This window comes from Rariglobus hedericola, from assembly GCF_007559335.1.
Classification (GTDB): Bacteria; Verrucomicrobiota; Verrucomicrobiia; order Opitutales; family Opitutaceae; genus Rariglobus; species Rariglobus hedericola.
Window position 1 is genome coordinate 2010857 of sequence record NZ_VMBG01000001.1, and the last position, 23082, is coordinate 2033938.

Sequence of the window (23082 nt, forward strand, 5' to 3'; positions counted from 1 at the left end):
TTCGCCCAACATGCCCCACGTTCCCGGACTTCGCAGCGAATACTCACTCACCGGCCGTCTGGTCCATTTCGGCCGGATGCTCGATAAAATCCGCCTTCAATCAGAAGGCCGGCTGCCGGCGGATTATCAGTCCAACCTCGGCATCGGGTTTGACGGGCGCACCTGCAGTTTCCTTGGGATTGATTACGCCACGCTGAAAACACGCACGCTCGCGGAGGGCTGCGATGAAGACGTCTTGCATTGGGCTCACGCCGAAGGTGGCTCACGTTCGGACGAACAGTGCACCATCTGGAACCGTTTCATGATGAAGCTGGGTTGGCGCGACGATCGCACGCCCGTCCTGCTCGAACGCATCGCTTCGAGCGGTCTCATCGGCAAACAGATCGAGACCATGTTTGATTTTAACGATTTCGACGAAGGTCGTGATCCCGTGACTGCTCGCTCGTGGGAACTCAATGAACCTCGCGTGCTCCTCCTGATGGGCGTCAGCGGTAGCGGCAAGTCCACGGTCGGCCGGCTGCTCGCCGATTCGCTCGGCTGGGCATTCATCGATGCGGACGACCTTCACCCGCCCGCCAACATCGCCAAACTCTCCGCCACCATCCCGCTCACCGACGCCGACCGCGCACCTTGGCTGGCAAATGTCCGACGCCACATTGATGCTTCGATCGCCGCGCGCAAAAACACCGTGCTCGCCTGCTCTGCGTTAAAAGCAACCTACCGTGAGTTGCTGGTCGACGACCCCGGCTGCGTGAAACTCATTTATCTCAAGGGCTCACCCGAACTCCTCGCTGCGCGTCTGTCCGCCCGTGCCGGACACTTTGCACCGCCGGCTCTGCTCACCAGCCAGCTCGAGACCCTTCAAGCGCCCCGGCATGCATTGACGCTCGATGTCTACGCGAGCCCTGAAGCTCTCGTCTCGTCGGTCCGGCGTCACTACGGGATCTGAGCTGTGTCCGCCGGCATGGTAAAAAACATTGTGCGCTCCATCGGCGTGCCGCTTGCTGTGCGCTCATGGCACGCGGCATGAAATCCAACAAGAAGAGCTACACCGTTTATTTTGCGAGCGAGCTTTTCAGCCTCAAGCACCTCATCGGCAACGCCTATCTGGCCGAGGCCATTTACGAGAAATCCCACGGGAAATATCTCTGCGTTCTCCCGCAAAACATCGAGCAACGCCGCACCACCGCCCACAGTATCCGCGACGTGGATATCCGCACGCTGCTGGCCTGCGATCTCGCGCTCTTCAACTACGATGGCACCGAACTCGATTCGGGCACGGTGATCGAATTCATGTTCGCCAAGTTCGCCGACATCCCGGCGGCGATTCTTCGCAGCGATTTCCGCCACGGCGGCGACCAGGTCGGCGACCCGTGGAACCTCATGTCGAGTTTCTATCCGCGCACGACCAGCGTCGTGGTCAACAGCATCGGCCTCTACAAGACCGCCACCCAGACCCGCCGCCGCGCCACGACTAATCGAGCCAAGGCCGACGAAGTCGTGCGCCTCGCCGGACAACACAGTTCGGCCGATGCCCAAAAGATGTGTGAACACATCGCCGAGGCCTGTGTGCGCGCCCTCGATAAAGTCACCGCCATCGAGCCCGTCATGCCCAAGCATCTGCGCGAGGAAGTCTATCAATGGCTCGCCCTCATGCCGAATCTCAAAGGCAACAAAAAGGATCTGCGCCGCGAACTGGAGATCATCCTGAAGAACAAAGTGGAGCGTGACTTGCTCTGAGCGGTCTACCGCCATGCTGCACATTCTCAATCATCCGCTCGGCGCCCACATCATCACGCAGCTGCGTGATCGCACCACGCCACCGGCCACGTTTCGCACGCTCTGTTACCGCATCGGACTCTTGCTCGCGCTCGATGCCACGCGCGATCTCGCTTTGAAGGATGAGGTCGTCGAAACCCCGCTCGAAAAACACACCGGGCAAGCCCTCGCCAAGCCGCTTGCCGTCATACCCATCCTCCGCGCGGGTCTCGGCATGGTCGAACCCTTCACGGATTTGTTTCCCGATGTGAGCGTCGGCTATGTCGGTCTGGAGCGAGACCATGAAACCGCGCTGCCGCGCAGTTACTACCAGAAGCTCCCTCCCCTCGCCGATAAACGCGTGCTCGTCGTCGACCCCATGCTCGCGACGGGCGGTTCCGCCGTGCTTGCGCTGGATGCGTTGATCGCCGCCGGCGCCACCGATATCAGCCTCGTGTGCATCGTCTGCTCGCCCGAAGGCGTAAAGGTCGTCGAAGCCGCTCATCCGACCGTGCCGATTTTCACCGCCGCCCTCGACCGCGAGCTCAACGCGAAGAAATACATTCTCCCCGGCCTCGGCGATTTCGGCGACCGCCTCTACGGCACCTGATCACGCGCCAATCGCGACCGCATCGTCGAACCGCACCACCGCCCTCGCCTGCGCACGCGACTCGGCCAGCGACACCGTGAAACGCACTTCCCAATCGTTAAGCTCATCCTTGTCCACGAGCATCTGGGCAACCGGCCACGACAACACGCCATCCGCATCGCGCTCCTCCGCGAAATGCGTGTGCTTCGCCGCACGTCCTTCCGGGTCCAAGCGGAAACGTCCGCGCGCATCGAAGTAAGCGCCAAACGCCTTCTCAATCCGTTTCGCCTCGGGTGACATCAACGTATTCTCACCCTCGGCCAACGCCTCTCCCGTCGTGAGCCGGGATGCCGCGCTTTCCCAATCCCGCGCCGCGACTTCCTGCAAAAACCCAAAGATCGCCGTGCGCACCAAGCGTCGGAACGCCACCGCATCCCGCGTGATGTCGTAGCTCGAAGGACGCGCCGGCTTATCGCCCGCCAGCTCCGCCGCCACGTAATCCGGATCACGCAACCGCTCCCACTCTTCCAGCAGACTCGAATCGATCCCGCGGATCAGCTCGCGGAAATACGTTTCCATTTCCACGACTTCCTCGGTCTTCGCGTCATCCGGCACCGTCTGCGCGAGCACCTTCCACACCTGCGACAGATGCCGCAACAACAGCCCCTCGCCGCGTTGCAACCCGTAGTCGCGCACGTAATCGGCAAACGACATGTAGCGCTCATACATTTCGCGCGCGATCGACTTCGGCCGCACGTTCTCCTGCCCCACCCACGGATGCACCGCCGCGAACGCATTGAACGTGTCGTATAGGAATTCCCGCAGCGGCTTAGGATGCTCGATGGTCTCCAACTTCTCCATACGCTCCTCGTAAGGAATCCCCTCCGCCTTCATCTGCTCGACCGCATCGCCCTTCAAGCGGCTGACCTGCTGCCTTAAAATCTGATCCGGATCCTCGACGATGGCCTCGCACAACGTGAGCACGTCATACGGATAATCCGGCGACGCCCGGTCCAGCAGCTTCACCGTATCGAGCAGGTAGAGCGACAATGCCTGGTGCAGCGAAAAGTCATCCTGCAGTTCCACGTTCACCCGCAGCTTGCGCCCCGTCGCCGTCACCGGAATCCACGACACGATCTTCCGCTCCAGCAACGCGCGAAACAACTGGAACGCCCGCTTCCACAGCCCGCGTTTTTTGTGCGGCGTCTCATGACAGTCCGCGATCAGCTGCCGCATCACTTTGCAGCCGTCCTCATCGCGCCCGAGCACCTGCAACAACATCCCATGCGATACATCAAACCGCGACACCAACGGCTCCGACGGCGCGACCATCAGCTTCTCGAATGTCTTCGCGTCCCAACCCACCTCGCCATCCGGTGCACTGCGTTTGGCCGCTTTCTTTTTCTTCGGATCCTTTGCCGCCTTTTCCTCCGCGCGTTTGTTTTCGATCACGTGCTCCGGCGCCTGCACCACGACATAACCCACTGTGTCGAATCCACGTCGTCCCGCGCGTCCCGCGACCTGACGAAAATCCCGCACGCTCAAAATCGCCGCTTTCTTCCCGTCGTATTTCCACAGCTGAGTAAACACAACCGTTCGGATCGGCACGTTGATCCCCACACCGAGCGTATCGGTGCCGCAGATCAATTTGAGCAGTCCCTTCTGCGCGAGCTGCTCCACGAGGATGCGATACTTCGGCAGCAGCCCCGCGTGATGCACGCCCACGCCATGCCGCAGCCAGCGCTTCACTTCCTTGCCATACGGACTCGTGAACCGCACGCCCTCCAAGGCAGTCGCGATAGCCGCCTTTTCGTCCTTCGAACACACGTTGAGGCTCATCAGGCTCTGCGCCGCCTCCGACGCCGCGCGCTGCGTGAAATGCACCAGATAAACCGGCGCACGCTTATCCTCCAACAACGCCGCCAGCCGCTCGACCAGCGGCGTCTCCGAATACTCGAACTCCAACGGCACCGGACGCCGGTCGCTTTTCACCGTCACCGTCGGCGCGTGAGTGATCCGTGTGAGTTCCTTCTCGAAAAACTCCGTCGATCCCAGTGTGGCCGACATCAGCAAAAACCGCGTCCACGGCATCGTGAGCAACGGCACCTGCCATGCATAACCACGCTCCGCATCCGAGTAGTAGTGAAACTCGTCCATGATCACGACCTTGATGGCCGCCGCGCGCTCGCCTCCCGCCAGCGCGAGATTGGCCAAGATCTCCGCCGTGCAGCACAAGATAGGCGCATCGGAGTTCACACTCGCATCACCCGTCATCATGCCCACGTGATCGGGACCGAATTCACGACACAGCGACAAAAATTTTTCGTTCACCAACGCCTTGATCGGACACGTGTAAACCGACCGCTGCCCCGCACAGATCGCCTTGAAATGAAACGCCGCCGCCACGAGCGATTTCCCCGACCCGGTCGGCGTGTTGAGAATCACATTCCGCCCCGCAAACAGCTCCAAAATCGCTTCCTCCTGCTCGGCATAAAGTTCAAGCCCGCGCTCCTTCGATGCCTCTATGAAACGGTCGAGCACGACATCCGCCACCGGAAACCCGGTGAGAGGCGTGAGAGGAGCAGGTGCAAGCGGCAAAGACATGTCGCCCCACAAGGGCGGGCCTCCGCCGGAGTGACAAGCTCGGTGGTATTTTAGCTGCTACCGCAAAAAGTTTTTCAGGATTTGGGATCGGCATTGCATTCACCCAACGTTGTCACACAGGTCGTTGTTAACCAGTGAGCAATCCAGCCCCCACTAAATCCCTACCCTTCGAGATTGTCCTGCCGCCCGACTCCACGTTGCCGCCCGGACACTTTTTTTGCGATGGCCGGGAGTTGCTCATCGCCGATCATTTGGCGCTGTTCGCGGTTTTGGGCCCGACCCACGGCGGTAATGGCGTAACGACGTTTGCACTACCGGATAGACGAAAAGAGGAGCAGGATTTGGCGGGTAGTCGTTACGCTATTTGCGTGACCGCCCCTTCCACCGCCGACGGGCAGATACCAAACACCGGCCAAACGCCGCTGCGAAATGGCCATCTCGAAGGCGCACTCGCAATCTGGCACTCGTTGTCTCCCCGAGTGGGCCTCGCGGCATTTAACTTCGCTCCCGCCGGGTTTGTCTCGTGTGACGGCACTCACCTGGAGGTAGAAAAATATCCGGACTTGTTCGGTTTATTGGGTGCGCGATTCGGCGGCGATGGGGTGAGCACTTTTGCGACGCCCGACTTGAGCGCACTGCGTGAATTCACGGCGACGCTTCCGATCATCTCAACCGAGGCGAACAACGATCAGGATGTCCTCGGGGTGATCCGCAACGCGGGCGGTTGCGGCAATCTAGCCGCTTATCACCGATGCGATGGCACTCTGCTCGATATCACCGCCAACACCGCGCTTTACGCTCTGCTTGGCCATGCCTACGTCGTCGCGCCGCTTGCGATGCCTCCCGTCGCCGCCGAGCCGAATCCGCCTTGGTGGAAAAAATGGCTGGGCGCAAAACCCCAGGTCACTCGGCAGACAGTGCAGAGCACTTTCGCCCTGCCGGATTTGCATGCGCTGGAAGCTTTGTCGGGGGAGCGTTACTTGATCTGTATTTCGGGATTTTTCCCCTCGCGCACCTCCACTTAAGGGAGGCAGCACTGGACCGGATCGTGGTGTAAAGCCGCGCCAACAGTTGGATAGACCGATGACGAAATCCCCATCGCCAACACGGGAGCAGCACATCTGCATGGTTCCCCCGGTTATACTCGTGCGCGAAATTTCCACGCGCCCGTCCGCCGGTTGACACCGTGTGCACCGACCCGCTTCGTCAGCGGCTTATGAATCCTTGGCTGGCTCTCGTTATCGGTCTGGTCGTTCTCTATTTCGGCGCGCAAGCGCTCGTCAAAGGTGGTGCAAGTCTCGCGCTGCGGCTCGGGCTTACGCCTCTCGTGATCGGGCTCACGGTCATGGCGTTTGGCACCAGCAGTCCCGAGATGGTGGTCAGCGTGCAGGCCGGTCTCACCGGCAACGGTGCGATCTCCATCGGAAACGTGGTCGGCTCCAATATCTGCAACATCGCGCTGATCCTCGGCCTGTGCGCGCTGGTCACTCCGCTCACCGCAACCGCACAGGTGATCCGCCGCGAAGTGCCGATCATGATCGGCGTGTCGGTTGTCGCGTTGCTCATGTTGATGGACGGACACCTCGCCCGCTGGGAAGGCGGCATCCTGCTGGCCGGCCTCCTCGTTTATACCGTGCTCACGGTGAAACAGGCGCGCGCCGAAACAGCCGCCACCAAAGCCGCCAAAGAATACACGGAAGAGATCGGCCCCAAACCCGACGGGCTCGCCAAAAGCATCGCGCTCGTCATCGGCGGACTCGGGGCGTTGATCGTCGGCTCGCACTTCTTCGTAACCGGTGCGGTGACGCTCGCCGAATCGTGGGGCATGAGCCAGGTCGCCATCGGCCTGACCATCGTGGCGGTGGGCACCAGTTTGCCCGAGCTGGCGACTTCGCTCGTCGCCGCGCTCAAGAAGGAAAGCGACGTGGCCATCGGCAACGTGGTCGGCTCAAACATTTTTAACGTGCTCGGCATTCTCGGCATCGCCGCATTGATCAAACCGATCGACGCACCCGGCTTGGAATGGGGTGACTTGATTGTGATGCTGGTGATCGCGATCGCCCTGTTGCCACTCGCCAAATCCGGCGGACGCGTGAATCGCTGGGAAGGCGCCGCGCTGCTGGCGTCTTACATCGGCTACACGACATGGCTGCTGCTGCGCACGGGCGGGAGTTGAGCCAAGCGCGTCAGGGCACGGAGCGGCCGCCGTCATCCAAGGTGAATTCATAAACCCGGGTGTCACCGATTTCAGAGTTCAGCAAACGCATCACATCCGTATGGGACAGTGGAATGATTTCTTCGTGCGCGGGCCGGCCATTCATGTCGCTACGCTCGGGATAGCTGACCACAATCTCGATCTTCACAATACCTTGGTTGGTGGGCAGCTCATGCACGCGAATCGTGCCCCGTAATCCGACGGCATTCTGATCGTCCGGACGGGCCGGTTTGACCAACACGTTACAGCCGTCCAAGTGGCGGAATTTTTCGAAATCAATATCCATGGGAACGAGGAGTTGTTCCCTCCATGGTGGCCCAAGAGACGACGAGGTTCCCGCCATGCCCCTATTCCGCATTGATTCGCAGGACCTGATTCGTTAATTCCTTGGCTTCTTATGGGACGCCAATGGCTTCACGCGAAACGCGCTATCGTTAACAACAAAAAAGGTCAGCTCGTCGGCGGGCTGGTGAAAGAAATCACGGTCGCCGCCAAAATCGGCGGCCCCGACTTGGGCGCCAACTCCCGACTGTCTGCCGCGGTCGAAAAAGCCAAGAAGGCCAGCGTCACCCGCGACGTGATCGAACGCGCCATCAACAAAGGCGCTGGCATCGGCGGCGAGAAGATGGTCATGGACCACATTGTTTTCGAGGGCTATGCCCCGCACAAGGTGCCGATCATCGTAGAAGTTTATACCGACAACGTGCAGCGCACGACGCCCGAGATGCGCGTCTTGTTTAAGAAGGGCATCCTCGGCACGGCCGGCAGCAACAAGTTTTTGTTTGAGCACGTCGGAATCGTCGAAGCGCATACGGTGGCGACCGATGTGGATCTGGAAGGCGCGGCAATCGAAGCCGGCGCGAACGATTTTGAGGCCATCAGCCACGAGCAGAACGACGACATTCCAGAAGGCACAACCGGCGCGCGTTTTCACACGGATCGCACGCAAGTCCACGCCGCCTCGACGTGGTTGAGCGCGAATGGCTGGACGGTCGTCACGAGCGAAATCGGTTACGTCGCCAAGATGTTTCCCGAACTCACTGACGAATATCGCGTCGAAGTCGGCGAGTTCCTCCAGGCGCTGGAAGAGCACGAAGACGTGCAGCGTGTGTGGGCGGCGGTGAAATAATTTAGTCCGCAAAAAAGCCGCGTCGTGAATGACACGGCTTTTTTGTGCACGGATGCAAAGCGAACTCTGACGGATCAAGCGCCGCCGCTGCCGCCGGCGGGTTTGTGTTTGAAGGCGGCACGGAAGCTTGCGGCGATGTAGTCGCGGTTCATGCGGGCGATGAAGTCGTGGCTGATGAGCTTCGGGCACGCGGCGCTGCACTCGTATTGGTTGGTGCAGTTGCCGAAACCAAGCTCGTCCATCTTGGCGACCATGTTGAGCACGCGGGTGTCACGCTCGGGCTGGCCTTGCGGGAGGAGTCCGAGCTGCGAAACCTTTGCCGAGACGAAGAGCATCGCGGAGGCGTTTTTGCAGGCGGCGACACAAGCGCCGCAGCCGATGCACTGGGCGGCATCCATCGCGAGGTCGGCGACGTCCTTCGGGATGGGCGTGGCGTTGGCGTCCTGCGCAGAACCGGTGCGGATGCTGATGAAGCCGCCGGACTGCTGAATGGCGTCGAACGCGGAACGGTCCGAGATGAGATCCTTGATGACCGGGAACGGCTTGGCGCGGAAGGGCTCGATGGTGATGATCGAGTTGTCCTCGAAGCTACGCATGTAGGTCTGGCAGCTGGCGACACCGGTGTGCGGGCCGTGGGGCTTGCCGTCGATGACGAGCGAGCAAGTGCCGCAGATGCCTTCACGGCAGTCGTGGGCGAAGGCGATGGGGTCCTCGCCGATGCGCTCGAGCTGGTCGTTGACGACGTCGAGCATCTCGAGGAGCGACATGTTCGGGTTCAGATCCTTGGCGGGATAATCGACGAACTTGCCGGCTTGGTCCGTGGCGGCTTGGCGCCAGACGCGGATGGTGACGGAGATGTTTTTGGAAGTTTCGGCAACCATGATGGGTGTGCTTTTGAGTGGTTAGCGTTGGGTGTGGCTGCGCGGCTTACTTGTAAGAGCGCGTGCTCATCTTGGTGAACTCGTAGTTGAGCGGCTCGATGTTGCGGAGCGGGATGTTGCCTTCGCCTTGGAATTCCCAGGCGGCGACGTGGGCGTAGTTGACGTCGTCACGTTTGCACTCGCCGTCCGGATACTGGTGCTCTTCACGGAAGTGACCGCCGCAGCTTTCTTCGCGGGTGAGCGCGTCGCGGCACATGAGTTCACCGAGCTCGATGAAGTCGGCGACGCGGTTGGCGCGCTCGAGAGCCTGGTTCATGTTGTCGCCGGAACCTGGGACGTTGACGTTGCTCCAGTATTCCTCGCGAAGGGCCTGGATCAGGCGAATGCCTTCTTCAAGGCCCTCCTTGGTGCGGGCCATACCGCAGTGGTTCCACATGATGAGACCGAGCTTCTTGTGGTAGTAATTGACGGGCTCTTTGCCCTTGGCGGCAAGGAGGCGCTTGATGATGGAGGAAGCGTTTTCCTCGGCGGCCTTGAACTCGGGCGCGTCGGTGGACGGGCGGGAGTTGGGCTTCACGGTGGCGAGGTAATTGCCGATCGTGTAGGGAACCACGAAGTAACCGTCGGCCAGACCCTGCATGAGCGCGGAGGCGCCGAGGCGGTTCGCGCCGTGATCGGAGAAGTTGGCTTCGCCGAGCACGAAGAGGCCCGGGACGTTGGACATGAGGTTATAGTCCACCCAGAGGCCGCCCATGGTGTAGTGCACAGCGGGATAGATGCGCATCGGCTGCTTGTAGGCGCTCTCGTTGGTAATCTCGTGATAGATATCGAAGAGATTGCCGTAGCGTTCCTTCACGGCGGCTTCACCGAGTTCGAGGATCTTTTCGTCGGAGGGGTTGTGAAGGTTGGCGCGGTTGGCGACCTGCTTGCCGTAGCGCTGGATGGCTTCGGCGAAATCGAGGTAAACACCGAGGCCGGTTTCACCGACGCCGCGGCCTTCGTCGCACATGCGCTTGGCGGCACGGGAGGAGACGTCGCGCGGGGCGAGGTTGCCGAAGCTCGGGTAGATGCGCTCGAGGAAATAATCGCGGTCGGCCTCGGGGATGTCGGCCGGCGGCTTTTTGCAGTCGGCGGCTTTCTTAGGAACCCAGATGCGTCCGTCGTTGCGGAGCGACTCGGACATCAGCGTGAGCTTCGACTGATAATCGCCGGACACCGGAATACACGTCGGGTGAATCTGCGTGTAGCACGGGTTGGCGAAGCAGGCGCCGCGCTTGTAGGCACGCCAGATCGCAGTGCAGTTGGAACCGCGCGCGTAGGTGGAGAGATTGAAGACGTTGCCGTAGCCACCGGTGCCGAGGATGACGGCTTCGCCGGAGTGACGGTGGAATTTGCCCGTCACGAGGTCACGTGTAATGACGCCGCGGGCGTGACCATCGACGACGACGAGATCAACCATCTCGTGCTGCGTGATGAGCTCGACCGCGCCCGCGCCTACCTGCTTCGAGAGCGCGGAATAGGCGCCGAGCAGGAGCTGCTGACCGGTCTGACCGCGGGCGTAGAACGTGCGGGACACCTGCGCGCCACCGAAGGAACGGTTTGCGAGGAGACCGCCGTATTCGCGGGCAAAGGGGACACCCTGCGCAACGCACTGGTCGATGATGTTGACGGACACCTCGGCGAGACGGTGGACGTTGCCCTCGCGAGCGCGGTAGTCGCCGCCTTTGAGCGTGTCGTAGAAAAGGCGGTGAACGCTGTCGCCGTCGTTCTGGTAGTTCTTGGCGGCGTTCACGCCACCCTGTGCGGCGATGGAATGCGCGCGGCGGGGCGAGTCGTGAAACACGATGCACTTCACGCGATAGCCGAGTTCGGAAAGCGTGGCGGCGGCGGAAGCGCCGGCGAGACCGGCGCCGATAATGACGACCTCGTATTTACGCTTGTTGGCGGGGTTGACCAACTTGAGGTTGGACTTGTAGGTGCGCCATTTGTCAGCGAGCGGGCCGGGGGGAACGTTGGAATTGAGAGTGGCCATGACGGGTAATGATCAGTTGTGGGCGGCGGGGGCGGTGACGGGGAGGCCGGCGGAGATCTGCGCAGCGGCAGAGCCTTCAGCAGGTTTCGCGATGCCGGTGAGGATCGCGCCGGGGATGATCAGGTTGCCCAAAAAGTAGAAGACCACGATGAGGGTAACGACTTTGCGGAGGCAGCACGCCCACGTGCCGTTGCGCCAGCCGATGGTCTGGAAGAGCGACTCGATGCCGTGAAGGAGGTGCACGGAAAGCAGCGAAGTGGCGACGATGTAGAAAATCGAGACAACCGGGTTTTGAAACCCGAGGAAGATCATGCTGTAAACGTCGTGAACAACCTCGCCCTGCTTCGCGAGGGTGATGCCGAGTTCCTTGGCGTCGTGCTGCATCGTCCAATTAAAATTGGACTTGAAGGTATCGTGGTCGACGACGCCGAGCGTGAAGTGCGCGAGGTGATAAAGAATGAAGAAGAACACGATCACACCGGACCAGCGCATCGCGCGGGAAGCCCAGGTGGCCTTCAGCCATTTCTTGACGCCATAGGCTTCATGACCGCGGGCGGCGCGGCTTTCCATGGTGAGGACGACGGCGGCCCAGATGTGGAGAGCGGCGGCAATGAGCAACACGATGCGCACGATCCAGAGCGCCGGCCCGAGCGACTGCAGGAAGTGCGCGTAGCCGTTGATGTGGTCGGGCGACAGGAAGATCTGGAGGTTGCCCACCAGATGGCCGAACACAAAGCCCACGAGCACGAGGCCCGTGATGGCCATGATGAATTTTCGTCCGATGGACGAAGAGAAGAGGTTACCGATAAGGCTCATCGCGAAGGTTGGTCAGGGTCGAAACAGGGTCAGTGGGTCAACAGATTCAGCCGGACATTCCTAGATGTCGACTGACGTGTAACCCGTAGGGCGCACGCCCAACCTTGTAAAGGCATCGCTCAGCAGGCTTTGACAATCATCTCGTGTATTAGTCTCACTAACCTGCCCAAGAAGCCTGCATCCCGATGCACGATCACACACATCCTGATTTAAACAGGCAGGGCGCGTCGTGTTGCCTTCGTCCGGCAAGCGACGCGACGTGGTTCACGGCACACCCTGACGCGGGCCGTTTTTTATTTGGTTAAACAATTTGATATCTTCATCCAGCGTGAGTTGCGCGGCATTAATACCGGCGGCCCAACGCGCACTGTTCGCAGTATCACCCGCGCCAGCTAGAAGATAAGCCACCACCAATCGAACGCGCTGGGGGTAAGATGCAACGGGCTGCGAAAGCCCCTGAATCATCTCCAAGGCCGCCGGCCTTGAGCCCAACTGATAGCTTCTCAACGCACGGGCCGCGATCATCGCTGGCTCCGTCTTCAGGGTCTCATCGGTCAACCATTCACGGGTAGGAGCATCCACGGACCCCACCAGCACGCCCAACAAAGCCGTCCGTGCTTTCACGGACGACGCAGCCAACGGAGTGCGCGCCCAATTACGGTAATGCTCCAGTGCGGCATCTGCCTCACCCAGACTTTCCGCAACCGCTATTAAGTCGGCCCGCACAGTCTGGTCTTCAGGCTTCAACACCACAATACGCGCCAGCGTCACCTCCAGCTGTTCCATCCATGAAAACACATGGGCCAGACGCACCAGCACCTGAAGCGATCCGACGGATTTGCCCGCCGCATCGATTGCCCGCTGCCATGATTTGGCCTCGGCCTCGGCGGCGGCCGAACCGCCTTCCTGCCGGATATCTTGAGCGGCAAACGCATGATCGACCAAGCTCGGCGGCAACACGCCCCACGCCCCGGCCTCGAGTGTTTTTTTCAAGACCGGCCAATCCCTGGCGCTGGCGGCACACTCCGCCCACACGCTCAAAATCACCGGATGGCTGCGCGTCGCCTCCGGCAGTGTTTCAATCCACGCCAAGGCAACCACGCCCCTCCCGTTCGCCTGCAACCAACGGCATAAATCCGCTGCATCCTGTGACGATGGATCCGGCTGTGCCTGCATGTGCTTCACGAGATCATCCAACCCGGCTCCGTTTTTCGCGGGCAGAACGGCCTGCGCCACCTCGGTAATCGTAACAGATAATCTGCCCGCTTCCATCAGGCGTAACAAAACCAGCGTGGCCTTGATCTGCATCGGGCCCGTGCGGGCGAGTTTTTCCAATTCCTGCCTGGCCGCGCCACGATCCTCGGCGCGGGCACTCAAGATATCGAGCGCAGCCAGATTGAACCGCGCACGCACGTTGGCCGGATCGCTTTGCACCAGATCGAGCAAAGCCGCCCTCAACGCCACCTTGTCGCCCTCGGCCAGCGCCAGCGCGGCGACATAACGCTTGTAGTCGATTTGAGTGCGCCCGGCGGAGGACACGCCTGCCACGGCCTCACGCACCGTCTTGAGATCGCCAAACTGTAACGCCGTGTTGGCCAGACCCAACCAGTTGGCATCATTGCCGGGTTCGCGCCTCGCGACTTCACGCCACTGGAAGAGTGCCTCGGGAGATTTTCCCAATGCATAAAAATCCGCCAGCAACCGCCTCGCTTGAAAATGATCGGGGTGCAGCTGGACGACTTGCTCGTAGAGCAACTGGGCCTGTCGGTAATCCTTGGATGCGATCAACTCGCTTGCCCGACTCAGCGCTTTCTCGGTTCCGCGCTCCTGGAGCTTCGGCCATCCCCAAAAGACAGCTAGCAACACCAGTAATACAACGCCCCCCAGCAGTCCCAAACCCCACTGCCAAGTGCGGTCGCCCTCCTCCTGCATATGATCCGCCGCGTCCGGAAATCGGGACCAAGGCAAACGGGGCAAGCGAGGAAAACGCATGATATCAAAGACCTATGAGGGCACTTGATCACTTCAATCACGATCTTGGAGTCGCATTTCAGGACTCAAACTCAAACCCTTGTTCCCGTAAAAAAATATAAATAACCCGCTCATTTTAAATCTCATACAAAAGCAGCCCATCACTTTAAGGCCGTTGCCTGATTTTTATCTTCACCCTAACAACCCACCAATACTAGGGTGTATTACCTAGATGAACCTTATGAAGCATAACTATGACTTTGGATTTCTGCGCAGCTGCCGCGCAGGGATGCTGGTCTGTGGTGCACTGGGTGCTCTGTTGTCTTCAGTTCAAGGTCAGACGGCTGTCACGGGCGTCACGTATGGAACCACCGTGGACAGCAGTAACTCGACAGCGGACAACATCCGTTATCTTAACACCTATACGCCAGTTGCTACGATCTCGACTGCGGCGGGCTCGTATAAATTCGATGGGCCACTGGCCGACAGCGTTTACATCCGCCGGAATACGAGCTCGGGCAATCCCAACAACTCCAGCGTTTTTTACCAGTATCAGAGCGATAGCAACGGGGTCACCAGCGTGTATTCCAAGGGCGACACCACCCCGACGCTGAGCGAAGTGATGTTGAGCAACGACCTTACCCAAGGCTTGCGCAACCCCTTCGCCAACGATGGCGGCACCGAGTCGCTCACCAGCAACATCGAGCGTATCGATTTTCGCTACAATGGCGGCTATACCGTGCAAGCGGGTGATTCGCTTGTATTCTTCGATTTGGAAAACGTCGGAAATTTCGGTGACGGTTTTCGCATCGCGGCGGTTACCTCATGGGGAACTTACAACGGCACCTCTGCCCCCACCGCTTACGCCAATTCAGGACTGCTGATCGACCCCGATTCTTACGGCTCACCGGTCGCCACGCCCTTGGGCGGCAATGCCAGTTACGTCCGTTCCACCACCACCAACGGTGACAATATCTCCAGCAATCAGTCCGTCACCTTTCTCGACTCCAACACCGGCAGCGCAAACAGCAGCGACCTTTACCTGGTTGGTATCATGATCACTTTTGCTGATCTCGGCATCGCTCCAGGCACGGTCATTCAGGGCTTCTCCTTGATGGCGGGCGATGTCGCCGCGACCACTTCGGGCAGCCTGCTCAACTGGAACAACTCCAGTGTTTATAAAACCGACACCGATGCCACCACTTGGGGCAACGTGGACTTCATGGGCTTTGGCGGACAGATTTCCCGCCCCGTGCCGGAGCCGGCCACCTATGGAGTCATTTTCATGAGTCTGTGCACCGGCGGATTTCTGCTGCGCCGCCGTCATTTCGCCCGCCGTTAAGCGGGAACGAAATCAACGGGCCAGCGGCTTCAGCAGTGCGAATTTCCCACTCGCGGCCGGAGCGATGAACCGGCGGCGAAACGCCACCACACGCGAGCCTGCCCCGAGGACGGCGGCCAACGCAGATTCCACCGAAGCGGGCGCGACTGCATCGGCCACGTAATGGAAATCCCAGCGGTTTTCCGACGTCTGGATCAGGCTATAATGCCAGCAGGCGAAATCTGCCGGCAGCGCTGCATCGATCTCGGACGGCGATACCAACGAGCCATCGGGACGGAAATAAAGTCCGCCTTCACGACCTAGCAATCGATACCCCGTCGGCGTGCGGCGAACGATGTCGCCCGTATGATAACGTAACAGCGGCATCGCCTCGCGGTCGCGCGTGGTCACAAAAATCTGAAACACATCGGGCAGATCCCGGAAGGGCGCGAGCTCGACAAACACGTTCTCGTCGATGACGCGAGAGTCGTCCTTGAACGCCTCGCCAATAAAAATGTAACCCGCCTCGGTCGATCCATAGAGATCGACCTGCGGGGCGGGAAACGCCTCGGCGATCCGCTTTGCATGCTGAACACTCGCCTTGCCGTAAGTGAGGATGACGACCTTGACGCTCGGGACCTTGACTCCGCGCTTTTGCACGGCTCTCGCCAGCAGCGAAAGGTAAACCGGCTCGCCCTCGATCACCTCGGGCTGCACCGCTTGAACCTCGGTCACGATGCGATCCCATTCGCTTTCAGGAAACACGAACGGATCGCTCGTCAGATTGAGATACACCGTGCCGTCGAAATACCGGTGCGGGAACGGCTGATCCTCGTAAGGACAGATGTTGCTGGAGCAACCCACCGGCGCGAGAACGCACTTGCGATAGGGTCGATCCGCATAAGCCGCGAGCAACGCATGCGCCCGATAAGCCCGGGCGGTCTGTGAGTTCCACCAGCCGTCCTCCATGATGACGGTCATCGGCGACTGCGTGGTGCCGCCGGTCGACTCGTATTCAAACTTCCGTGACGCGAGACCGCGTTCGATCACCGCGTAATCGTCAAAAAATGCCTGATGCCCGCGCTCGACGATCTCCTTCTTGGAGAGAGCGGGAATCTCGCGATAGCAACCCCATTGAAGAGGCTCGGAGTGCAGAGGAAAGCGTTGCGTGTAGAGCGGGCTGCGCTCGTAGATCTTGCGGATCTCCGACTCTAGGGAAACAGGCAACCGACCATCGGTGACGGTCTCCAAAAGGTCGGGGTGATTGGCAAACGTGGGCGCGGACTGCATGTCAGGAAGAGCGCAGGCTATCCCTCGTCACAAGCCTGTCAAATGCCGCAGGCCGATGGTTGGCACTTACCGGCCGGCCTTCATTTCCGCCCACACGGGAGCGAATAACAGCAAGGCGTTTAAGACCAGTGAATGCGTGATGCGGCCTGACCGGGCCCAGGCGTATGCTTCGTCCACAGGTAAAGTCGTCACCTCGATTTCCTCATCCGCATCCCACTCCTGCTCAGTGGTGCGCACGCAGCCCTCCACCAATACGAGATGGCAGCGATTGTTCAGAATCGCAGGATTGGGATTCACCGAGCCCAATAACCGCGAGGACTTCCCTACGTATCCGGTCTCCTCCTGCAGCTCTCGCACGCCGGCCACGACCGGATCTTCTCCCTTATCGATCACACCACCCGGAATTTCCCAGGAAAAATCATTCGTGCCGTAGCGGAACTGATTAACAAAAACGAGATGCCCGTCCGGTGTCAGCGCGAGCACATTGACCCAATCCGGTGCATCGATGACCACGAACTCGCGTTGCGTGCCGCGCACCGGATGGCGGAATTCGACGCCACGCACATCAAAAATGCGAGTGGCCGCGAGCGAACGACTGGCCCCTTTTTCCCAACGAGACGGCGATCCTGATGAATGATTCATGGGCAAAAAAAACCTCCCGGCCTTGCGGGGCGGGAGGTCGGAAATTTCGGAGGGCCGAAATTACTTTTTGGCGGGCAGCTTGATCTTCTGACCGACCTTGAGCTTTCCAGCGTCAACACCGGGATTCACAGCCTGCACATCGGCGAGGGTCGCACCTTGGGCGCGAGCGATCTTGGCGAAGGTGTCACCCGATTTGATGATGTATTCATCGGCACCGGCGACCACCGGACCGGCGGCAGCTTTGCCAGGGGCGGCCTTGGTAACCTTGGCTTCCTGAACCTTGGTGATCTCACCACGGATGTTGCCCAACTCTTGAGCGACCTGCTGGAAAGCGGACTGGGTGTCAGTCGCGAGCTTGTTGATGTTGCCGGAAGCCTTGTCGGCGGAGGCGGCGGCATTGCGGGCCTGGCCTTCAGCTTCGTCGATCTTGAGGCTCAGAGGTTCGACTTGGGCGGAAATTTCCTTTTTGGCCGAGGAGATCTTGGCCAGAGCCACGCCGGAAAGCACGAGGGCAAGAACGCCGACGATTACGCCAGCGACCGGCAGATAGCTGTTATTCTCACGAGAGATGGTATCCATTTAGATAAAGAAGATTGAACGGTGAGCGTTAGGTGAAAAAAAAGCCTAAGCAAGCAGAGATTGGGTCAACTTGTTCAGACCAACATCATATAGCCCAGAGTTTACGTTGACAGGTCGTCTTTTACAGGGCCCTTATCTGCCCCCTCGGGGTGTAGCTTAGCCTGGTAGAGCGCCTGGTTTGGGACCAGGAGGTCGTAGGTTCGAATCCTATCGCCCCGACCATTTCCCACAAAAAAGCCCGCCATTTGGCGGGCTTTTTTGCGAATAGAGGGCCAAGCAAGATCACTTAAAGCTAATCGAAGGAACGCTTTCCGTAGATTTAACTGAAGCCGAATCTGTCGCGGCAGGCAGAGACGTGCGCAGCATGGAAGCGCGATCAGCCCACTGGCCTTCGGGATCGATCACCGTAACCTGTTCGATCAAACGAACGGCTTCAGCCGTGTTGCCTGTAACGGCAGCCATGGAAGCGAGATGGTAGGTCGCTTCGGAACGGATGACTTTCCCGAACGAGAGATCGGCCGAGATTTGCTTCAAGGCGGCTTCGCCATCGGCGTTCGCACCGGTCTGCACGGCGGCAATCGCCGAGCCAAGCCGGGCGCGCTGGCCAAATGTATCGGATTTCAGGATACCAGCGGCCTTGTCGTAGGCGGAGCGGGCATCGGCAAAGTTGCCGGCGGCATACGCCTGGTCGGCGAGGCGGAGTTGGGCGAGCCCGCCAAGGATATGGTCACCATGCGAGGCGACGAAGGACTTGAGCTGATCGTCGGTGGTCGCAGCCGCGTAATCGGCGGCCACAGCCTTCTCTTGACGCGCGTGGATGACCTCATAAGCGCCCTTGCCGAGAATCACGACCAGCACGAGTGCGCACGCAGCCAGAACGGAGCGGGAGTTTTTGCTCCAGAAGATGCGCAGGCGGTCTTCAAACGTGGGAGCCAGGTAGTTTTCATCGATCGAAACGAGATTGCGGTCATCGCCGGAGGAAGGGGAAGAGGCGTGCTGGGGGTGCGTGGACATGTCTTAAAATTGAATGAACCGTGACCGAAACACATCGGCCGGATGGCGTAAAGGCGGGATTCTCCCCTGCCCCCCTGCAATACCGCGGAAACTCAGTCGAACACGACCGTCTTGTTTCCGTAAACGAGCACGCGGCTTTCGAGATGCCACCGCACCGCCTGGGCGAGCACGATTTTTTCGAGATCTCGACCTTTGCGCACAAGATCTTCGACGCCGTGACGATGGGTCACCCGCGTCACGTCCTGCTGAATGATCGGACCGTCATCGAGCACGGCGGTCGCATAGTGCGCGGTGGCTCCAATGAGTTTCACGCCTCGCTCGGCCGCTTGGTGATAGGGCTTTCCGCCGGCAAACGCGGGCAGGAATGAGTGATGAATATTGATCACCGAGCGTGAAAATTCCTTCAAGAAATCGTCCGACAACACCTGCATGTAACGCGCAAGGATCACCAGCTCGACATCCAGCGAGCGCAACAAGGCGAGTTGCGCAGCCTCTGACTCCGCCTTCGTCGCCGCAGTGACGGGAATATGGTGAAACGGAATTCCGTAGCCTTGAGCAATGGATTCGAGCTCCCGGTGATTGGAAATAATGGCGACCACGTCACAGGTGTATTCGCCCGATTTCCAACGGAGCACGAGGTCGTGCAAACAGTGATCAAACTTGGAAACAAAGATCGCCACACGAGGGCGATGAATCGACGAGATCACGCGGGCCTGCATGCCGATGGACGCGGCAAACGCATAGAACGCCACCGTGTCGGCCGAAGCAGCGCCCTCTGACGGAACCCATTCAATACGCTGAAAAAAAACACCGGAGACCATATCCCGATGCTGGTCTGCGTGGATGATGTTGCCTCCCTGTTCAAAAATCCAGCCGGCCACACGCGCCACCAAGCCCGGCCGGTCAGGGCCGTGCAACAAGGCGACTAACATGGGCGCGGTGGTGGCGGACGACATCGAGACGACGAACCGTTAGACGAACGCCACGTTGCCCACGTATTTCTGGATGGGGCGAACGCCCACGCGCTTGTTCTTGAGCGCTTGGATACCCAGAACCGCGGCTTGCGCGCCGGTGATCGTCGTCATGATGCACACACTGTGGGTGTAGGCGGCCTGACGGATCTTGTTTTCATCCTTACGGGGAATCATGCCGCCGGGCGTGTTGATCACGAGCTGGATCTGACCGTTCTTGATCATGTCCACGGCCGTGGGGCGGCCCTCATCGATTTTGCAGAGGCGATTCACCTTCACGCCGCTGGTCGCGAGATGATCGGCGGTGCCGCTGGTGGAATAGATGGAGAACCCGAGGCCTTCGAGCTGACGGGCGATGTCGACAACGCGATCCTTGTCACTGTCTTTAACGGAGAGGAACACGTTGCCCTTGACCGGGAGGCCGGGCTTGGCGGCGGCCTGAGCCTTGGCGAAAGCAATACCCAGATCTTCATCGAGACCCATGACTTCGCCGGTGGAACGCATCTCGGGCGACAGCACGATGGCGGCACCCGGGAAACGAACGAACGGGAATACGGCTTCTTTGACGCACCAGTGCTTGGGCGTCTGCTCGCGGGTGAAACCGAGATCCTTGAGCTTGGCGCCGGTCATCACCTTGGCGGCGAGTTTGGCGAGGGGAACACCGATAGCCTTGGCAACAAACGGCACGGTGCGGGAAGCACGCGGATTGACTTCAAGGATGTAGAGTTGGTTGTCCTTGATCGCGAACTGGACGTTCATGAGGCCGATGACCTTGAGCTCCTTGGCGAGCGCGTAGGTGGCCTGGCGAACGGTGTTGAGCATGTCCTTCGACAAGGTGTGCGGAGGCATGACCATCGAGGCATCGCCGGAATGCACGCCGGCGAACTCAATGTGCTCGAGCATACCGCCGATGACGGACGTCTCACCGTCGCTGATGCAGTCCACATCAAGCTCGATGGCATCTTCGAGGAACTTGTCGATGAGCACGGGCTTGCCGGGCATGACATCGAAGGCCTGGCGCACGACATCGCGGAACTCCTGTTCGCTGTAGACGATGAACATGCCGCGTCCGCCGAGCACGAAGCTGGGACGGAGCAACACGGGGAAACCAATCTCGTGGGCCGAGGCCAACGCGTCGGTTTCATTGAGCGCGGTGCGGTGCGCGGGGGACTTGAGGTTGGTCTTTTCCAGAATGGCGGAGAACAACTTGCGGTCTTCGGCGGCTTCGATCGATTCGGGGGAGGTGCCGATGATATTGACGCCATTGGCCTTGAGCTGGGTGGCAAGGTTGAGCGGGGTTTGTCCGCCGAACTGCACGATCACACCGTCGCACTTTTCCTGCTGATAGATTTCGAGGACGTCTTCGAGCGTGAGCGGCTCGAAGTAGAGACGATCAGAAGTATCGTAGTCGGTTGAAACAGTCTCTGGGTTGGAGTTCACCATCACGGTCTCGAAACCGATCTCACGAAGGGCAAACGAAGCGTGGACGCAGCAGTAATCGAACTCGATACCCTGACCGATACGGTTGGGGCCGCCGCCGAGAATCATGATCTTTTTCTTTCCGTCCTTGGACGGCATGACCTCGTTTTCGTCGCCGTAGGAAGAGTAGTAATAAGGCGTGAAGGCCTCGAACTCCGCCGCACATGTATCCACAAGGCGATACGTGGTGTTGATGCCGCGCTTCTTGCGGTCGGCGCGCACGGTATTCAGGTCGCTCTTGAAGAAGTGGGCGAGCTGCACGTCGGAAAAACCAAATTGCTTGGCGCGACGGAATGCCTCGGGCGTGACGGATGCGAGCGTCTCTTTCTTGAGCGCCTGCTCCATCTCGAAGATCTCGTAGAGTTGCGTGAGGAACCAAAGATCGATCTTGGTGAGATCGAAAACCTGCTCGACGTTGTAACCGGAGAGGAAGGCGTAGCGGATGTAGTAAACGCGCTCGGCATTGGGCGTCGCGAGTTTGCTGCGGATGGTCTTTTCGTCCGGCAGTTCATCGCCGCCCCATTTGCCACCGCCGCCGCCAAAGCCGCGCGCGCCGGTTTCGAGCGAACGCAGGCACTTCTGGAAGGACTCCTTAAACGTGCGGCCAATGGCCATGGCCTCGCCCACGGACTTCATCGCGGAAGTGAGCGTGGCGTCGGCATCAGGAAATTTCTCGAAGGTGAAGCGCGGCATCTTCGTGACGACGTAGTCGATGGTCGGCTCGAAGCTGGCAGGCGTGAGGCGCGTGATGTCGTTGCGCAGTTCGTCGAGAGTGTAACCGACGGCGAGTTTGGCCGCGATTTTCGCGATGGGGAAACCGGTGGCCTTGGACGCGAGCGCCGAGGAGCGGGACACGCGCGGATTCATTTCGATCACGACTTGGCGGCCAGTCGCGGGATCGAGGGAGAACTGGATATTGGAGCCACCCGTCTCGACGCCGATTTCACGGATAACCGCAAACGAGGCGTCACGCATGACCTGAAATTCCTTGTCGGTCAGGGTCATCGCGGGAGCAACCGTGATGGAATCGCCCGTATGCACGCCCATCGGATCGAAGTTCTCGATGGAACAGATGACTACGCACTGGTCCTTGTGGTCACGCATGACCTCCATCTCGTATTCCTTCCAGCCGAGTAGACACTCTTCGACGAGCACCTCGTGGACGGGAGAAAGATCGAGGCCGTTGGCAGTGATGCGCTCGAACTCTTCGCGATTATAGGCGATACCGCCGCCTTGTCCGCCGAGAGTGAATGACGGACGGATGATCAGAGGGAAATTGCCGATTTTTTCGGCGGCGGAGCGGGCTTCATCCATCGTCTTGACCGTGAGGGAACGGGCGACGTCGAGGCCGATCTTCACCATAGCCTGCTTGAAGAGCTCGCGGTCCTCGCCCTTGTTAATTGCATCGGGCTTGGCGCCGATCATCTCGACGTTGTGCCTCTCAAGGATGCCCGCCTTGAAGAGCTCCATCGAGAGATTCAACGCAGTCTGTCCACCGAGCGTCGGGAGCAGAGCGGAGGGCTTCTCTGCCTCAATGATTTTCTCAAGACTGTCGATGGTAAGCGGCTCGATGTAGGTCACATCGGCGAACTCGGGATCGGTCATGATCGTGGCCGGGTTCGAATTAACCAGAATAACACGGTAACCCTCTTCCTTCAAGGCCTTGCAAGCCTGGGTTCCGGAGTAATCGAATTCGCAGGCCTGACCGATAACGATAGGGCCGGCGCCAATGATGAGGATGGACTTAAGATCGGTGCGTTTGGGCATGGACGTGAGTGCTTGCGAGGTTGG

19 protein-coding genes and 1 tRNA gene are annotated in these 23082 nt (G+C 59.7%); 8 read left to right on the forward strand and 12 right to left on the reverse strand.

Going from position 1 to position 23082, the window contains the following annotated elements:
• The first annotated feature begins 10 nt into the window (after positions 1-10).
• The 3 genes from FPL22_RS08800 to upp all read left to right on the forward strand — a co-directional run bounded on the left by FPL22_RS08800 (position 11) and on the right by upp (position 2368).
• Complete coding sequence (locus FPL22_RS08800; protein WP_144229863.1) at positions 11-949, forward strand: gluconokinase, GntK/IdnK-type; 939 nt, start codon at positions 11-13, stop codon at positions 947-949.
• 77 nt (positions 950-1026) lie between these two features.
• Positions 1027-1740: a nucleoside 2-deoxyribosyltransferase gene (locus FPL22_RS08805; protein ID WP_238991352.1), complete on the forward strand. Its 714-nt coding sequence runs from the start codon at positions 1027-1029 to the stop codon at positions 1738-1740.
• 13 nt (positions 1741-1753) lie between these two features.
• Positions 1754-2368 (forward strand): uracil phosphoribosyltransferase, encoded by a 615-nt coding sequence (upp, locus tag FPL22_RS08810; RefSeq protein ID WP_144229868.1) that lies wholly within the window; start codon positions 1754-1756, stop codon positions 2366-2368.
• Here the strand turns inward: upp and FPL22_RS08815 are convergent, their stop codons facing one another.
• The gene (locus FPL22_RS08815; protein WP_144229870.1) at positions 2369-4951 is read right to left on the reverse strand and encodes a DEAD/DEAH box helicase; all 2583 of its coding nucleotides are present in this window, start codon (positions 4949-4951) and stop codon (positions 2369-2371) included.
• A 134-nt stretch (positions 4952-5085) separates the two neighbouring features.
• Here FPL22_RS08815 and FPL22_RS18210 point away from each other — a divergent pair, with 134 nt between their 5' ends.
• Both FPL22_RS18210 and FPL22_RS08830 read left to right on the forward strand, forming a co-directional pair.
• Positions 5086-5976, forward strand: coding sequence for a phage tail protein (locus FPL22_RS18210; protein WP_203235132.1), 891 nt, complete (start codon positions 5086-5088; stop codon positions 5974-5976).
• 191 nt (positions 5977-6167) lie between these two features.
• On the forward strand, positions 6168-7127 hold the full coding sequence (locus FPL22_RS08830; RefSeq protein WP_144229872.1) for a calcium/sodium antiporter: 960 nt from the start codon (positions 6168-6170) through the stop codon (positions 7125-7127).
• 10 nt (positions 7128-7137) lie between these two features.
• Here the strand turns inward: FPL22_RS08830 and FPL22_RS08835 are convergent, their stop codons facing one another.
• Positions 7138-7452, reverse strand: a complete 315-nt coding sequence (locus FPL22_RS08835; protein ID WP_144229874.1) for a hypothetical protein — start codon at positions 7450-7452, stop codon at positions 7138-7140.
• A gap of 111 nt (positions 7453-7563) precedes the next feature.
• On the opposite strand from FPL22_RS08835, the gene FPL22_RS08840 reads away from it, so the two are divergent.
• Positions 7564-8295, forward strand: a complete 732-nt coding sequence (locus FPL22_RS08840) for a YebC/PmpR family DNA-binding transcriptional regulator (RefSeq protein WP_144229876.1) — start codon at positions 7564-7566, stop codon at positions 8293-8295.
• A gap of 74 nt (positions 8296-8369) precedes the next feature.
• Here the strand turns inward: FPL22_RS08840 and FPL22_RS08845 are convergent, their stop codons facing one another.
• From FPL22_RS08845 to FPL22_RS08860, 4 genes are all read right to left on the reverse strand, one after another.
• Positions 8370-9152 carry a succinate dehydrogenase/fumarate reductase iron-sulfur subunit gene (locus FPL22_RS08845; RefSeq protein WP_343160874.1) on the reverse strand — a complete coding sequence of 261 codons (783 nt, stop codon included), beginning with the start codon at positions 9150-9152 and terminating at the stop codon, positions 8370-8372.
• A gap of 70 nt (positions 9153-9222) precedes the next feature.
• Positions 9223-11208: a fumarate reductase/succinate dehydrogenase flavoprotein subunit gene (locus FPL22_RS08850; RefSeq protein ID WP_144229881.1), complete on the reverse strand. Its 1986-nt coding sequence runs from the start codon at positions 11206-11208 to the stop codon at positions 9223-9225.
• A gap of 12 nt (positions 11209-11220) precedes the next feature.
• Positions 11221-12024, reverse strand: a complete 804-nt coding sequence (locus FPL22_RS08855; RefSeq protein WP_144229883.1) for a succinate dehydrogenase cytochrome b subunit — start codon at positions 12022-12024, stop codon at positions 11221-11223.
• Between the two features lie 264 nt (positions 12025-12288).
• Positions 12289-14016, reverse strand: a complete 1728-nt coding sequence (locus tag FPL22_RS08860; RefSeq protein WP_144229885.1) for a tetratricopeptide repeat protein — start codon at positions 14014-14016, stop codon at positions 12289-12291.
• A gap of 220 nt (positions 14017-14236) precedes the next feature.
• Here FPL22_RS08860 and FPL22_RS08865 point away from each other — a divergent pair, with 220 nt between their 5' ends.
• Positions 14237-15337, forward strand: a complete 1101-nt coding sequence (locus FPL22_RS08865; protein WP_162525241.1) for a PEP-CTERM sorting domain-containing protein — start codon at positions 14237-14239, stop codon at positions 15335-15337.
• Between the two features lie 12 nt (positions 15338-15349).
• Here FPL22_RS08865 and FPL22_RS08870 read toward each other — a convergent pair whose 3' ends face one another.
• The 3 genes from FPL22_RS08870 to FPL22_RS08880 all read right to left on the reverse strand — a co-directional run bounded on the left by FPL22_RS08870 (position 15350) and on the right by FPL22_RS08880 (position 17827).
• Positions 15350-16606, reverse strand: a complete 1257-nt coding sequence (locus tag FPL22_RS08870) for a phenylacetate--CoA ligase family protein (protein WP_144229889.1) — start codon at positions 16604-16606, stop codon at positions 15350-15352.
• 66 nt (positions 16607-16672) lie between these two features.
• Positions 16673-17248: an NUDIX hydrolase gene (locus tag FPL22_RS08875; RefSeq protein ID WP_144229891.1), complete on the reverse strand. Its 576-nt coding sequence runs from the start codon at positions 17246-17248 to the stop codon at positions 16673-16675.
• A 60-nt stretch (positions 17249-17308) separates the two neighbouring features.
• On the reverse strand, positions 17309-17827 hold the full coding sequence (locus FPL22_RS08880; protein WP_144229893.1) for a LysM peptidoglycan-binding domain-containing protein: 519 nt from the start codon (positions 17825-17827) through the stop codon (positions 17309-17311).
• 145 nt (positions 17828-17972) lie between these two features.
• On the opposite strand from FPL22_RS08880, the gene FPL22_RS08885 reads away from it, so the two are divergent.
• Positions 17973-18049 (forward strand) — tRNA-Pro (locus tag FPL22_RS08885).
• A 60-nt stretch (positions 18050-18109) separates the two neighbouring features.
• Here FPL22_RS08885 and FPL22_RS08890 read toward each other — a convergent pair.
• From FPL22_RS08890 to carB, 3 genes are all read right to left on the reverse strand, one after another.
• Entirely contained in the window at positions 18110-18841 is a 732-nt protein-coding gene (locus tag FPL22_RS08890; protein WP_144229895.1) for a tetratricopeptide repeat protein, read from the reverse strand.
• A 92-nt stretch (positions 18842-18933) separates the two neighbouring features.
• On the reverse strand, positions 18934-19797 hold the full coding sequence (gene purU / locus FPL22_RS08895) for a formyltetrahydrofolate deformylase (protein WP_144229897.1): 864 nt from the start codon (positions 19795-19797) through the stop codon (positions 18934-18936).
• A 15-nt stretch (positions 19798-19812) separates the two neighbouring features.
• Positions 19813-23058 carry a carbamoyl-phosphate synthase large subunit gene (gene carB / locus FPL22_RS08900; protein ID WP_144229899.1) on the reverse strand — a complete coding sequence of 1082 codons (3246 nt, stop codon included), beginning with the start codon at positions 23056-23058 and terminating at the stop codon, positions 19813-19815.
• Positions 23059-23082: the final 24 nt, after the last annotated feature.

Bases quoted from the DNA above. Each gene is read 5' to 3' on its own strand.
- FPL22_RS08800 (WP_144229863.1), top strand. From the start codon at position 11: ATGCCCCACGTTCCCGGACTTCGCAGCGAATACTCACTCACCGGCCGT.
- FPL22_RS08805 (WP_238991352.1), top strand. From the start codon at position 1,027: ATGAAATCCAACAAGAAGAGCTACACCGTTTATTTTGCGAGCGAGCTT.
- upp (WP_144229868.1), top strand. From the start codon at position 1,754: ATGCTGCACATTCTCAATCATCCGCTCGGCGCCCACATCATCACGCAG.
- FPL22_RS08815 (WP_144229870.1), bottom strand. From the start codon at position 4,951: ATGTCTTTGCCGCTTGCACCTGCTCCTCTCACGCCTCTCACCGGGTTT.
- FPL22_RS08830 (WP_144229872.1), top strand. From the start codon at position 6,168: ATGAATCCTTGGCTGGCTCTCGTTATCGGTCTGGTCGTTCTCTATTTC.
- FPL22_RS08835 (WP_144229874.1), bottom strand. From the start codon at position 7,452: ATGGATATTGATTTCGAAAAATTCCGCCACTTGGACGGCTGTAACGTG.
- FPL22_RS08840 (WP_144229876.1), top strand. From the start codon at position 7,564: ATGGGACGCCAATGGCTTCACGCGAAACGCGCTATCGTTAACAACAAA.
- FPL22_RS08850 (WP_144229881.1), bottom strand. From the start codon at position 11,208: ATGGCCACTCTCAATTCCAACGTTCCCCCCGGCCCGCTCGCTGACAAA.
- FPL22_RS08855 (WP_144229883.1), bottom strand. From the start codon at position 12,024: ATGAGCCTTATCGGTAACCTCTTCTCTTCGTCCATCGGACGAAAATTC.
- FPL22_RS08860 (WP_144229885.1), bottom strand. From the start codon at position 14,016: ATGCGTTTTCCTCGCTTGCCCCGTTTGCCTTGGTCCCGATTTCCGGAC.
- FPL22_RS08865 (WP_162525241.1), top strand. From the start codon at position 14,237: ATGAAGCATAACTATGACTTTGGATTTCTGCGCAGCTGCCGCGCAGGG.
- FPL22_RS08870 (WP_144229889.1), bottom strand. From the start codon at position 16,606: ATGCAGTCCGCGCCCACGTTTGCCAATCACCCCGACCTTTTGGAGACC.
- FPL22_RS08875 (WP_144229891.1), bottom strand. From the start codon at position 17,248: ATGAATCATTCATCAGGATCGCCGTCTCGTTGGGAAAAAGGGGCCAGT.
- FPL22_RS08880 (WP_144229893.1), bottom strand. From the start codon at position 17,827: ATGGATACCATCTCTCGTGAGAATAACAGCTATCTGCCGGTCGCTGGC.
- FPL22_RS08890 (WP_144229895.1), bottom strand. From the start codon at position 18,841: ATGTCCACGCACCCCCAGCACGCCTCTTCCCCTTCCTCCGGCGATGAC.
- purU (WP_144229897.1), bottom strand. From the start codon at position 19,797: ATGTCGTCCGCCACCACCGCGCCCATGTTAGTCGCCTTGTTGCACGGC.
- carB (WP_144229899.1), bottom strand. From the start codon at position 23,058: ATGCCCAAACGCACCGATCTTAAGTCCATCCTCATCATTGGCGCCGGC.